Origin of the sequence: Acetobacter papayae JCM 25143 (assembly GCF_000613285.1) — a bacterium.
Classification (GTDB): Bacteria; Pseudomonadota; Alphaproteobacteria; order Acetobacterales; family Acetobacteraceae; genus Acetobacter; species Acetobacter papayae.
The window spans coordinates 1-12,700 of record NZ_BAIN01000063.1; the positions used below are offsets into that span (position 1 = coordinate 1).

At 61.8% G+C, this 12,700-nt stretch carries 10 protein-coding genes and 3 pseudogenes; 11 read left to right on the forward strand and 2 right to left on the reverse strand.

The window, feature by feature from the left end; translation table 11 throughout:
* The first annotated feature begins 424 nt into the window (after nucleotides 1-424).
* Nucleotides 425-2,028, forward strand: a pseudogene (locus JCM25143_RS19270) (Do family serine endopeptidase).
* A gap of 142 nt (nucleotides 2,029-2,170) precedes the next feature.
* Here the strand turns inward: JCM25143_RS19270 and JCM25143_RS12160 are convergent.
* Nucleotides 2,171-2,956, reverse strand: a complete 786-nt coding sequence (locus tag JCM25143_RS12160; protein ID WP_025861381.1) for a Crp/Fnr family transcriptional regulator — start codon at nucleotides 2,954-2,956, stop codon at nucleotides 2,171-2,173.
* Nucleotides 2,957-3,364: 408 nt separating this feature from the next.
* Here JCM25143_RS12160 and JCM25143_RS12165 point away from each other — a divergent pair, with 408 nt between their 5' ends.
* From JCM25143_RS12165 to JCM25143_RS12195, 9 genes and pseudogenes are all read left to right on the forward strand, one after another.
* Entirely contained in the window at nucleotides 3,365-4,177 is an 813-nt protein-coding gene (locus JCM25143_RS12165) for an OmpW/AlkL family protein (protein ID WP_025861383.1), read from the forward strand.
* A gap of 13 nt (nucleotides 4,178-4,190) precedes the next feature.
* Nucleotides 4,191-4,418: a hypothetical protein gene (locus tag JCM25143_RS25440; RefSeq protein ID WP_408735040.1), complete on the forward strand. Its 228-nt coding sequence runs from the start codon at nucleotides 4,191-4,193 to the stop codon at nucleotides 4,416-4,418.
* Nucleotides 4,408-4,488, forward strand: a pseudogene (locus tag JCM25143_RS25445) (hypothetical protein); the annotation flags it as partial. The gene JCM25143_RS25440 and the pseudogene JCM25143_RS25445, both read left to right, overlap by 11 nt.
* Before the next feature lie 74 nt (nucleotides 4,489-4,562).
* Nucleotides 4,563-5,405 carry a radical SAM protein gene (locus JCM25143_RS25450; RefSeq protein ID WP_408735041.1) on the forward strand — a complete coding sequence of 281 codons (843 nt, stop codon included), beginning with the start codon at nucleotides 4,563-4,565 and terminating at the stop codon, nucleotides 5,403-5,405.
* Entirely contained in the window at nucleotides 5,336-5,584 is a 249-nt protein-coding gene (locus JCM25143_RS25455; RefSeq protein WP_408735042.1) for a hypothetical protein, read from the forward strand. Before JCM25143_RS25450 ends, JCM25143_RS25455 begins: the two co-directional genes overlap by 70 nt.
* 278 nt (nucleotides 5,585-5,862) lie before the next feature.
* Nucleotides 5,863-6,555, forward strand: a complete 693-nt coding sequence (locus JCM25143_RS12180; protein ID WP_051543306.1) for a 2OG-Fe(II) oxygenase — start codon at nucleotides 5,863-5,865, stop codon at nucleotides 6,553-6,555.
* Between the two features lie 115 nt (nucleotides 6,556-6,670).
* Entirely contained in the window at nucleotides 6,671-8,308 is a 1,638-nt protein-coding gene (locus JCM25143_RS12185; protein ID WP_025861387.1) for an electron transfer flavoprotein-ubiquinone oxidoreductase, read from the forward strand.
* A 63-nt stretch (nucleotides 8,309-8,371) separates the two neighbouring features.
* On the forward strand, nucleotides 8,372-9,121 hold the full coding sequence (locus JCM25143_RS12190; RefSeq protein WP_025861388.1) for an electron transfer flavoprotein subunit beta/FixA family protein: 750 nt from the start codon (nucleotides 8,372-8,374) through the stop codon (nucleotides 9,119-9,121).
* Nucleotides 9,122-9,123: 2 nt separating this feature from the next.
* Nucleotides 9,124-10,050 (forward strand): FAD-binding protein, encoded by a 927-nt coding sequence (locus JCM25143_RS12195; RefSeq protein ID WP_025861390.1) that lies wholly within the window; start codon nucleotides 9,124-9,126, stop codon nucleotides 10,048-10,050.
* 79 nt (nucleotides 10,051-10,129) lie between these two features.
* Here the strand turns inward: JCM25143_RS12195 and JCM25143_RS12200 are convergent, their stop codons facing one another.
* Nucleotides 10,130-10,858, reverse strand: a complete 729-nt coding sequence (locus JCM25143_RS12200) for a TetR/AcrR family transcriptional regulator (protein WP_025861391.1) — start codon at nucleotides 10,856-10,858, stop codon at nucleotides 10,130-10,132.
* A 156-nt stretch (nucleotides 10,859-11,014) separates the two neighbouring features.
* Here JCM25143_RS12200 and JCM25143_RS19280 point away from each other — a divergent pair.
* A pseudogene (locus JCM25143_RS19280) lies at nucleotides 11,015-12,546 on the forward strand (efflux transporter outer membrane subunit).
* Nucleotides 12,547-12,700 lie beyond the last annotated feature (154 nt).

Below are 12,700 nucleotides of genomic sequence, written 5' to 3' on the forward strand. Positions count from 1 at the left end.
CGTGCGCGAGCGCGAGGCAGCAGCCCTGCTGCGTGAGTTCTTTGCCCCCCTGCGTGCCGGTGGACGCAATGACGATTCCACGGCGTAAAAAAGCCTGTTGTCAGCTTTGCCCCTGATCCCGCCATGAAAAAGGCGGAAAGTCGGGCACAGTATCGCTGGTGGGTCATGCGGATGGCGGGCGGGCCGGTAAGCCGGAGCCGGTTTGCACCACCATGGCGTGTTTTTGTCGCGTTTTGTTGCTGGTGCCCCTGTGGGCCAGAATCTGTCCGGTGAGGTTTTTTTTCCTTGCGGGGCAACCATATAATCGGTTCAGGCGTAAGGTGGCGCGTTGCCCCCGACTGCGGGCAGGCTTCCCGTTGCCTTAGGAACAGGGGCCAGCGCCGTGCGATGGGCCGGGATGGAACAAGGAACAGTCAAGGTCGTGATGTCTGGAAAATCTGTGATGAATCAAGAACAGCGTGGCCGCGTGCGGAACCGGGTTCCGGCGTTGCTGGCCGGGTGTGCTTTTTTTGTGGGTGGCGTGGCTTCCCCGCTGGGCGTGCATGCCGCGCGAGCGGATACGGCCGCTGCTCCCGCTCCTGTGGCCGGGGTGATCAAGCCTACCGGCACGGAACAGCGCATTCCTGATTTTGTCGGTCTGGTCAAACAGGTCAAACCGGCGGTGGTGTCCATTACCGCCATGATCAAGGCATCCGTCGCGGAAAGCGAGAATGGCGGCGGCATGGGTGGCGGTTCGCCCTTCCCGTTCCCCTTCCCGTTCCAGATGATGCCTCAGCAGTCGCGTCAGCCGGTTGAGGCACGCGGTTCGGGCTTTCTGATTTCAGCCGATGGCTACGTGGTGACCAACAACCATGTGGTCAAAGGCGCGACCAAGGTTACGGTCACGCTTGATGATGGCACGACCCTGCCTGCGCGCGTGGTGGGCCGTGACAGCAAGACAGACCTTGCCCTGCTCAAGGTTACGTCCAGCCAGAAGCTGCCCTTTATTGAACTTGGCCGTTCTGATGACGTGCAGCCGGGCGAATGGGTGATTGCCGTGGGTAATCCCTACGGTCTGGGTGGCACGGTAACGGCCGGCATTGTCTCCGCTCGCGGGCGTGACATCAACGAAGGCCCGTACGACAACTTCATTCAGGTGGATGCGCCCATCAACCGTGGCAATTCCGGTGGGCCGCTGTTCACGCAGGATGGCAAGGTGGTGGGGGTCAATACCGCTATCCTGTCGCCTTCGGGTGGTGGCTCCATCGGTATCGGCTTTGCCATTCCGTCCGATACGGTGCGTTCGGTGGTGGATCAGCTCCGCAAGTCCGGCCATGTTGTGCGCGGTTATCTGGGTGTGAATGCCCAGACCATTTCGCCCGTTATGGCCAGTGCGCTCAACCTGCCGGCTTCTACCCAGCCGGGTGCGCCGCCCGCCGGGGCGCTGGTAGCCAGTGTTGCGCCGGGTAGCCCGGCGGAAAAAGCAGGCTGAAGACGGAAGATGTCGTAACCGAGCTGAACGGCCAGAAAGTCGGCAGCCCGCATGATCTGGCCGTCCGGGTGGCGGATATTGCGCCGGGCACGCAGGTAACGATCGGTTATATCCGTGCCGGCAAGGCGGAAACCACCAAGGTAACGGTGGGCAACCTGTCGGGTGCGACTTCGGCGGCCTCGGCTCCGGGTGCGCCCACATCCGCCGGGCAGCATCTGGGTGTCTCTCTTGTGCCGCTAACACAGCAGACCCGCCAGCAGCTTGGCCTTGGGGCCGATGTGCATGGTGTGGTGGTGAGCGATGTCGAGCCCGGTTCGGCGGCGGATCAGGCTGGCGTGCGTCCGGGGGATGTCATTCAGGCCGTTGGTGGTGCCAGCGTAGATACGCCCAAGGCGGTTGTCGGCGCGGTGCATACGGCACTGGCGGCTAAAAAGCCGGTTCTGCTGCGGATCCTGCGGGAAGGGCAGTCCCTGTTCGTTGCGGTTTCTCCCGAGCAGGGGGCCGCGGCTCCGGCATCGGGCGATGGCGAGTCCGATGGGGATGACGACGCGAACTGACAGGTAGCGAAGGGGCTGACAGCGCCGGGTGGTGACACCCGGTTCTGCCCGGCACTTAAGTATAAAAAAACCGGCCTTTCCTGTTCAGGGGGAGGCCGGTTTTTTATTGCCAGATAGGGTGCCATGCAGGGTGCGGGGGTTTTTAGATCGCAGTCTGTCCCGTGGCGATCTGGCGCAGTGCTTCGGGCAGAAGAATGCGGATGCTGTGATTTTCCGTGCTGGCAATCAGCTTTTCGCGCCGTAGTGCGCTGATGGTGCGGCTGACGGTTTCGATCGTCAGGCCCAGATAATCGGCTATGTCCACCCGCGTCATGGGTACGGGGGCTACGGGGGTTGGGTCAGGCGGGGTGTCGCCCAGCATGGTTTGCTCTGCCTGTGCACGGCCAAGCAGGAAAGAAGCCACTTTTTCGCGGGCGGTCTTGCGGCCGAGCAGCAGCATCTGTTCTTGCGCTTCGGCCAGCTTGTCCGTTACGGCGGCCAGCAGGTTGCGCTTGAGGTCTGGCTGGTCGTTCAGCAGGGCTTCAAACTGGGGGCGCTGGAACCGGCAGGCATGCACGGTATCGACCGTTTCCGCCCCGAAAGCGTACAGGCCCGAGCGGCTGAGGCCCAGAAACTGCCCCGGATCGGCAAAGCCGGTAATCTGCCGCCGTCCGTCTGGCAGGGATTTGAACAGTTTGACCGTGCCGCGTGTGATGTTGAAGAACGACTCCGCCGACTGCCCTTCCTCCACCATGGTGGAGCCGGGGGGCAGTATCAGCCTGCGCGATGAATGGGCCAGAGCCTCAAGCCCGTCACGATCTATCCCGTTACACAGCCCACCCCGGCTCCGGTCGCACAGCAGGCAGTGCTGGAGGTCCCCTTCCGTCCTTTCGGGGCGCGTGTGGCGGCCTGCCGTGAGGTGTAACGGAGGGGGAGGAGTCTGGGACATGCAATTGAAATCCAGAAAAACCAGCCGGGCGGCCAGAAACCCCTGTGGTGGGGGCCATGAATACCCTTGCTACCCCGGACAGGGCGCTGAAACTGCGTGTAATTATGCGGAGTGTTTTGACATAAATCAATAACGGGGCACGGACGCGCTGCATGCGGGTCTGGGTTGCGCCTGTTACACGGGCACCACCGCCAGTATGCCGCCGCACGACAAAAAGCCGGTGAAAGCGGACAGGTTCTCTCAAAATCCGCCAGAGTACGGCCAAAAAGGGGCTTGTGGTCAAAAAGTCACAGCCCGTGCGCATTGCTGGCGCACTGCCATGGAAGTTGATCTAGATCAAGGTAGTGGAAGGCGCGGCATGATCTTTCCGCAGGTGAGTTTTCAAGTTGCAGTGAAGAGACAACAGGTATGGTCAAGTTCCGCGCTTTCCTTACGGTCATGGTTGCTGGTGTTGCCACCATGACGGGTGCCGCCCGCGCCCAGACAGCTACCTCCAATGCCGCCTACGTGAATGCGCCGGTGGTTGACCGCGTGCCCGACGCGCCTGCGGCCAAAGGCCATTGCGGCATTTTCGAAACCTGCGCCACCACCAAGATCGGTCTGGGCAAGGGCGACATGATGCTGCGTCTGTCCGGCACCGGTGTTCTGCCGCAGGACCGTCAGAGCTCTGTCTGGCTCACGGCTCCCGGTCTGAATGGCACGCTGAGCACGGGCGCTCATACGTCCACCACCAATCAGGCCATGCCGGAACTGGCGTTCGAATACTTCATCACCGACAACATCTCGGTTGACCTGATCGCCACCAGCACCCGTCATGAAGTCAGCGCCACCGGCGGCATTCTGGGCAACAGCAAGCTCGATGTCGGCAGCGCCTGGGTTCTGCCCCCCACGCTGACCTTCGCCTGGCACTTCCGCCCCCACAAGCGCTTCAACCCCTATCTGGGCGTTGGTGCGACCCTGATGTGGTTCTACAACATGCAGGGTGCGAACGGCAGCTCGCTGAACTCCGCCTTCACGGCTGGCCCGACCATCAATGCCGGCTTTGACTATCAGCTGGTTGGCAACTGGTTCTTCAATGCCGACGTCAAGCAGATGTTCGTGAGCATGCACGCCTACGAAAAGGGCGGTCAGGTCAACGGTCTGGCCGCAGGTGGTCATATCCGCGCTCAGGATTCGCTGGACCCCACCGTGGTGTCCGCTGGTATCGCTTACCGCTTCTGATACTGGCATGAGCGTGGTTGCACAGCCTCAGGCTGATCTGGTTGCCCGATACAGTGGCAACCTGCCACGCTATACCAGCTACCCGACCGCCGCCAGTTTTACGGAGGCGGTCGGCTCCCCACAGGTGGAGCAATGGCTTGCGGCCCTGCCCGCGACCGAACCTGTTTCTCTTTATTTCCATGTGCTTTTGCGACGAGCTCTGCCGCTTTTGCGGGTGCAATACCTCTGTCATGCGCCATGAGAGCGGGCGGGTAGCCTATGCCGACCTGCTGCGTGAGGAGCTGCACCGCTATGTGCAGGCTCTGGGCGGGCAGCGCCGGGTTGGCCATGTGCAGTTTGGCGGTGGCACCCCCACTACCCTGCCGGCCGAAGCCCTGCGCGCCTCATGCGGGTGGTACGGCTATGGTTCAGTCTTGAGCCACAGGCCGAGCTGTCCATGGAACTCGACCCCCGCCACCTGCCGCCGGGGCGGCTGGACCTGCTGGCCGAGCTGGGCTTCAACCGTGTCAGCCTCGGGGTGCAGGATATCGACTCCCGTGTGCAGGAAGCCTGCGGGCGCATCCAGTCCTTTGAGCAGACGCGAGATTGCGTGCAGCAGGCGCGTGCAGCAGGGATTGCCGGAGTCAATATCGATCTGATTTACGGCCTGCCGTATCAGAGCGTGCAGAGCGTGGCCGAAACCGCGCGGCAGATTGCCGCCCTGCGCCCGGACAGGCTGGCCGTGTTCGGTTACGCCCATATTCCGTGGAAGCAGAGGCGGCAGGCGCTGATTCCAGCCGAGTCCCTGCCGGATTCAACCGAGCGTCTGGCCCAGCGTGCGCGCATGGATGCCGTGCTGGTCGAGGCCGGATATGTGCCGATCGGGCTGGATCATTACGCCCTGCCGCATGACCCGCTGGCCCGTGCGGCGGGTGATGGCACCATGCACCGCAATTTTCAGGGCTACACCACCGATTCCTGCGCGGTGCTGCTGGGAATCGGGGCCTCTGCCATTTCCATGCTGCCTGAAGGCTTTGCCCAGAACGAGGTCAGCACCGCTGCCTATGCGCGTACTATGGCTGCCTCTCACGCCCTGCCGGTGGTGCGGGGGGTGGCGCGTTCGGCGCAGGACCGGGCACGTGGCGCCATTATCGAGCGTATCATGTGCGATATGGGTGTGTGCTTGATGGCGGGCCGATTGCAGCTCTTGCCCATGAAGGGGGCGAGACTGGTTTTACGGCAGAACTGAGCGCGCTGCGGCCTTTCGCGCATGACGGGCTTATTCAGATGGATGGCGCGAATATCCGCGTAACCGAGCGCGGGCGGCCGTTCCTGCGCAATATTGCCGCCGTGTTCGATACCCATCATGCAGCCCTTGCCGCGCAGGCGGGGGAAAAGGCCCGGCCCCGGTTTTCGGGCGCACTTTAGGCATCTGGCCCATGCTGCACAGGTGGCTGCGGGGCTGCCGGTCAGGCGGTGTGCGGGGCTGTGGAATAGGGGGCGCGCTCAAGGGAGCGGGTACGGTGCCCGGCCGCGCGCGCCTTGATCCTGCCGGTATTTTGGCGCATGGAAAGAGAGCCTGCGCCTGTATGCCCGGTTTCCTGTTTGGGAGAGGGCAGGTTTTTTGCCGGTTTTCCCATGCTTGCCCGGTCTGGCCGGTATGCGTGGGGCTGGGCCTGTGTTCCATAATGCAAGGATAGGACGGTATGAGCCACGGAGCTTCCCTGTCTCAAGGTACTGGTGCGTCGGATGTGGGCTTTGCCCTGCCCGCGCTTCTTGCCCGCACGGTCGCGGCCCGCACACCCTATGCCCACTGGCTGCTGAATGATGTGCTGCCCACCAGTGCGTGTGACGCGCTGGAGGAATGGGACCCCGGTGCGCAGGCAATCGCGGGGGATGTGGAAGGCCGCCGCGAAACCCGCAATGCGCACCGTGTGTTCGTCAATGCAGAAACCCGCGCGCGTGACCCCCGGCTGGATAGTCTGGCTCATGCGTTTGATAGCGAGACCATGCGCAGCGCCTTTGAGCAGTCCTGCGGAATCGCGCTTGATACGGCAGCTCTGCGGCTGGAGCTGTGTCTGGATACGGACGGATTCTGGCTGGCCCCCCATACAGATATCGGGGCCAAGAAGCTGACCCTGCTTGTCTCGCTCTCACGCGGGGCGGAATCGGCGGATTGGGGCACGGATCTGATGACGCAGGAAGGCGAATCCGTTGTGCGGGCGCCGGGGGCGTTCAATTCTGCCGTGCTGTTCATTCCGGCGGATAATACGTGGCATGGCTTTGTGCGCCGCCCCATTAGCGGGGTGCGCCGCACGCTTATTGTCAACTTCGTGGATGATTCATGGCGCGCCGTGCATGAGCTGGCCTTTGGCCCGCGAACAGGTACACGGCACTAGGCTCCGGCGGTGTCTGGGGGTGCTGTCTAGGCACCGGGGCTGCGTCTTTTTTTGCAATTTTCTGACAAATCGGGTTTAGGGAGGCCGTTGCAAGTACAACGGGGGTAAATAGGGGATGAGTGAGCCTGTGCGTGAGTCGATGGAGTTTGACGTTGTCATTGTAGGCGGTGGCCCCGCCGGACTGGCCGCTGCCATCCGCCTGCGCCAACTTTCCCCGGAGATAAATGTCTGTCTGATTGAAAAGGGCAGCGAGATCGGGGCGCATATCGTCTCCGGTGCTGTTATCGAGCCGCGCTCCCTGACAGAGCTCCTGCCCGACTGGCGTGAACGCGGCGCGCCGCTCAATACGCCGGTCACGGCGGAAGATATGCTCTATCTGACACGCAACAGCAGCCTGCGCGTGCCTATGCTGGACCGTTTCATGCCGCATATGGCCAATCACGGGAATTACGTGGTCAGTCTGGGCGAGGTCTGCCGCTGGCTTGCCGCACAGGCCGAGGAACTGGGTGTGGAAATCTATCCCGGTTTTGCCGGGGCGGATGTGCTGATCGAGGATAATCGCGTGGTGGGCGTTGTCACCGGCGATATGGGCGTGGGCCGCGATGGCGAGCCCGGCCCCAATTACCAGCCCGGCATGGAACTGCGTGCGCGCTACACCCTGTTTGGCGAAGGCTGCCGGGGTTCGCTGACCAAGAAGGTCATGGCCCATTACGACCTGCGCAGTGGTGTCGATCCCCAGACCTATGGGCTGGGCATCAAGGAAGTGTGGGAAATTCCGGCTGAGAAGCATCGCCCCGGTCTGGTGCAGCACAGCTTCGGCTGGCCGATGGATAACAACACCTATGGTGGAGCGTGGCTGTACCATTTTGGCGAAAATCTGGTGTCCTATGGCTTTGTCATCGGGCTGGATTACGCCAATCCGTGGCTTTCGCCTTTTGATGAAATGCAGCGCGTGAAGCTACACCCGGCGTTTCGCAAGCACCTCGAAGGGGGGCGGCGCATTGCCTATGGCGCGCGCGCCCTGTCCGAAGGTGGGTTGCAGTCCCTGCCCCGCCTGACATTCCCCGGTGGCGCGCTCATTGGCGATTCCGCTGGTTTCCTTAACGTGCCCAAGATCAAGGGCACGCATACGGCCATGAAGTCGGGCATGCTGGCGGCGGAAGCCGTGGCCGAGGCGCTCAAGGCCGAGCGGCCCGAGCCTGCGGCGTTTACCGACAAGGTGCGCCGTTCATGGCTGTGGCAGGAACTGCGCGGCGCGCGCAATATACGTCCGGCCTTTGCGCGCTTTGGCGCCCGGGGCGGTGCGGTTTACGCTGCACTTGATGCCATGCTGCTGCGCGGTCGCGCACCGTGGACGCTGCATTTCCAGCACAAGGACAACGAAACCCTCAAGCCCGCCAGCGTGTGCGCAAAGCCGGACTACCCCAAGCCCGATGGCACGCTCACCTTTGATCGCCTGTCCTCGGTATTCCTGTCCGCCACCAATCATGAGGAAGACCAGCCGGTGCATCTGCACCTGCGCAATCCCTCTTTGTGGAAAACGGTCAACTGGGATGTGTTCCACGCTCCTGAAGCGCGGTATTGCCCGGCAGGCGTGTATGAAGTGGCGGATGAAGAAACCGCTCCGCGCTTGCAGATCAACGCGCAGAACTGCGTGCACTGCAAGACATGCGATATCAAGGACCCCACGCAGAACATAGACTGGACCACGCCCGAAGGTGGTGGTGGGCCAAATTATCCGGCCGGTATGTGAATTTCGGCCAAAATACTGTAAGGGATCGTCCGAACTCTCCTGCGTCAGCAAGCGAAAGAAGTCATGAAGATACTCGTACCTGTAAAGCGGGTTGTTGATTACAACATCAAGCCGCGCGTAAAGGCCGACGGCAGCGGTGTTGAAACCGCCGGTGTCAAGATGTCCATGAATCCGTTCGATGAAATCGCGGTGGAAGAGGCCGTGCGCCTGCGCGAAAAAGGCGCTGCGTCCGAAGTGGTCGTGGTGTCGGTGGGCGTGCAGCAGGCGCAGGACACCCTGCGCACGGCTCTGGCCATGGGTGCGGACCGCGCCATTCTGGTTCTGTCCGATGAAAGCCCCGAGCCGCTGGCCGTTGCCAAGGTTCTGAAAAAGCTGGTCGACAAGGAAGAACCGTCACTGGTTATCCTCGGCAAGCAGGCCATTGATGACGACATGAACGCCACTGGCCAGATGCTGGCCGGTTTCCTTGGCTGGGGCCAGGGCACGTTCGCCAGCAAGGTGGAACTGGCGGAAGGCCGCGCGCGCGTCAGCCGCGAGGTTGATGGTGGCACGGAAGAGGTCTCTCTCTCCCTGCCCGCGATCATTACGGCTGACCTGCGCCTGAACGAGCCGCGCTATGCCTCGCTGCCCAACATCATGAAGGCCAAGAAAAAGCCGCTTGAAACTCTGCAGGCGGCTGATCTGGGCGTGGACATGACGCCGCGCCTGACGGTTGTCAGCGTTGCGGAACCGACCGAGCGTAAGGCGGGCATCAAGCTCGACTCCGTGGCGGAACTGGTGGAAAAACTGCGTAACGAAGCGAAGGTGATCTGATCATGACCGCTCTTGTTCTTCTCGACCACGAAGGCGGTCAGATCAGGAAGGCGGCTCTGTCCGCCGTGGCCGCAGCAACCAAGCTGGGCGATGTGCATGTGCTGGTCACGGGCGATGCCGCCGTGGTGCTGGCTGCGGTATCCATTGCTGGGGTGAGCAAGGTTCTGCACGCGGCGGATGCCCGTTACGCGCATGATCTGGCGGAGCCGCTTGCGGCACTCGTGGCCTCGCTGGCTGGCGGGTATGATCATATCGTGGCCGCGGCCGGGGCGTTCGGCAAGAACGTGCTGCCCCGCACGGCAGCCCTGCTCGATGTGCAGCCTATCCCCGATGTCATCAGCATTGAATCTGCCGATACGTTCGTGCGCCCCATTTATGCGGGTAACGCACTGGCGACCGTGCGCTCGTCCGATGCCAAAAAGCTGCTGACCATCCGTTCCGCAGCGTTCGACCCCGCCCCGGCGAAAGGTGGCAGCGCCACGGTCGAAACCCTGCCCGGCGTCGACAGCCCCGAAGTCTCGCGCTTTGAAGGTGTGCAGCTCAGCACGTCCGATCGGCCTGAACTGGAATCCGCCCGCGTGGTGGTGTCCGGTGGTCGCGGCATGCAGAGCGAGGAAAAATTCCACACGCTTGACCCGCTGGCCGATGTGCTGGGCGCAGCGCTTGGCGCGTCCCGTGCGGCGGTTGATTCGGGCTTTGTGCCTAACGAGTGTCAGGTGGGGCAGACCGGCAAGATTGTCGCGCCCGATCTGTATATGGCGTTCGGTATTTCCGGCGCTATCCAGCATCTGGCCGGCATGAAGGACAGCCGCGTGATTGTGGCGGTCAACAAAGACCCCGACGCCCCTATTTTCCAGGTGGCGGATTACGGCGTGGTGGGCGATCTGTTCGAGATCGTGCCCCAGCTGGTCAATGCGCTGAAGAAGTAAAACGCCGTTTCAGGCGGCCTGTCTTTACTGGCAGGCAATGGCAAACCCGCACGCGACTGGCGTGCGGGTTTTGTCGTTTTCAGGCCCGTGGTGTGTTCTGGGCATCCAGCTTGCCATAAGCGGCCATAAAGATATCCACGGCCGATTGCGTGACCTTGCGCTTGTCCTCTTCCTCGTTTTCCAGCGGCATGTTGAAGCGCTTGCGGTGGGCGATGCGCGTCTGGCAGAGCGAAAAGAACTGTTCTGCTGCAAGGTCCGGGTCGTCCGTGTACATGGTGCCGCGCTCCGTCTGTTCAGCAATCCACTGCGAGAGCGTAGCCAGCGCCAGCCGGGGGCCATGCTGCCAGAACGAGACGGCCAGTTGCGGAAAATGCGGCGCTTCGGACACGATAATCCGGTACAGCACCAGACTTTCGGGCTGGGTAATAAGCTGGATAATGCCGCCTGCCATCAGCGTCAGGGTCTCGCGCGGGGTGCGGCCGTGTTTGATGGAGGCAAGAATGGGTGGCAGCTTTTCGCGGCAGCGCTGCTCTACATAGGCGGTGAACAGATCCGCCTTGTTGGTGAAGTAGTTGTAAAGCGTGCCTTTGGAAACGCCAGCCTTGCGCGCAATGGCTGACATGCTTGCCCCTTCGTAGCCGTGTTCGGCAAAAACGAGATTGGCGCCGCTCAGAATCTGTTGCCTTTTAGCCTCCGATTCTCCCACACAGGACTGCGCGCCGGGCCGGTCGGATGACAGGGCGGGCTCTGGAGCAGAGACGCCTGTTGGCCCGCAGGCAGGATCGGAAGGGAAATCGGAGGAGGACATAGGCGGTTGGCTCTGGTGGCTGAATGATTGACGCGCGAAGGAAAGACGATAGGGTACGCAATGACCGAACCGGTCGGTCAGAACAGAAACGTTGTAGCAAAAATTAACGTCGGCGCATAATTTTCCCGGCGTACGGGTTCGAGAAGGGTCAGGCAAGTGGCAAAAACGCAGGTGGCGAAAAGGCGGGCAGACACGGCATCCATACTGGTGCTGGCCGTGCTGCTGGCAGGGTGCGCGGTGGGGCCTGACTTCAAAAAGCCCGAAACATGGTCTCCCGAGCAGTGGCGGCAGGCCGCCACACAGGAGCGCTCCCGCCTGCTGAGCGTGCCGACAACAGAAGAACCACCGGCGGCATGGTGGAGCATTTTCCATGACCCGGAACTGACAGCGCTGGAAGAGCGGCTGGCCAGCCAGAACCTTGATGTGCAGCAGGCGTCCGAACAGCTTGCGGTTAGCCGGGGCCAGTTGCTGCTGGCCGGTGCCGAGCGCTTTCCTGACCTTGCCGCCTCGGGCTCCTACAAGGCATCGCAGTACAGCACCAAGGAAATGCAGTGGGTGCTCAAGCGCGTAGGCCGTCAGGCCGGGGTGGGCGACCAGATCGAAGCTGCTGCATCAAGCGCTTCGGTGCCGTTGCTTAACCAGTGGCAGGATGGCCTTCAGTCAAGCTGGGAGGTTGATCTGTGGGGCCGTGTGCGCAGGCAGTACGAGGCCGCCAAAGCCTATATGACAGCCTCGCAGGAAGAACGCCGGGGTATTCTGGTAGCGCGTCAGGCTGAGCTGGCTTCCGATTACATTACCCTGCGCCAGTTGCAGGAGCAGGCGCGTATTACCCGTGCCAGCCGCGATCTGGCAGCCGATCTCACTAAGCTGAGCGAGTCGCGCTACCATAGTGGTCTGGTGAGCGAACTGGATGTGGATACCGCTCAGGCTGAACTCCAGCGCACCAACGCCCTGCTGCCGCAATACGATCAGCGGATTGCCATGCAGATCAACGCCATCAATCTGCTGATGGGATCTCCTCCCGGCGCACTGGATGCGGAGCTGAATCAGAGTAAGGCCATTCCTCTGGTGCCGCCTGCTGCACCTGTAGGCCTGCCGTCCGAACTGGCGCGTCGCCGCCCGGATATTCGCGAGGCCGAAGCCCAGCTCCATGGGGCTACAGCGGAAGTCGGTCAGGCGGCTGCGGATTTCTATCCCAAGGTTACGATTGATGCCGGGTTTGGCTTTCAGTCCCTCTCTTTCCGCGATCTGGGGTTCTGGAATGCGCGGGCATGGAATGTCGGGCCATCCATCACCCTGCCTATTTTTCAGGGTGGTCGCCTGAGCGGGCAGCTTGAAATGAAAAAGGCCTCGCAGCGGCAGAGGCGCTCAATTATCGCAAAACCGTTCTGAACGCATGGCGTGAGGTGGATAACGCTCTGGTGGCCTGGCAGGCTGAGCAGCGGCGTAATCAGGCGATCAGCGCTCAGGTGCAGTCAGACCGTCGTGCACTCACATTGGCACAGGATCAGTACCGCCACGGGTTGCAGAACTATCTGCAGGTGCTGGATGCCCAGAGGCGTATGCTTCAGTCCCAGACACAGGAGGCCGAAAGCACGGCCACCCTCTCTGGCAATCTGGTGCAGCTATATAATGCACTGGGCGGAGGCTGGGAGCAGGCCTTTCCAGAAGCCAGAACCACCAAGTGAATCGAAAAGGGCGGCCTCAGGCCGCCCTTTTCTTTTGGGGGGCCATTCGCGTGCCGAAGCATCCGTTTTGATATCGTATTTTTATGGGCCAAAAATGGCGGAATTCCTTGGAATGTTTCAGAAAAAAGTCAGTGGGAGCATTTTTCTGTTGGAG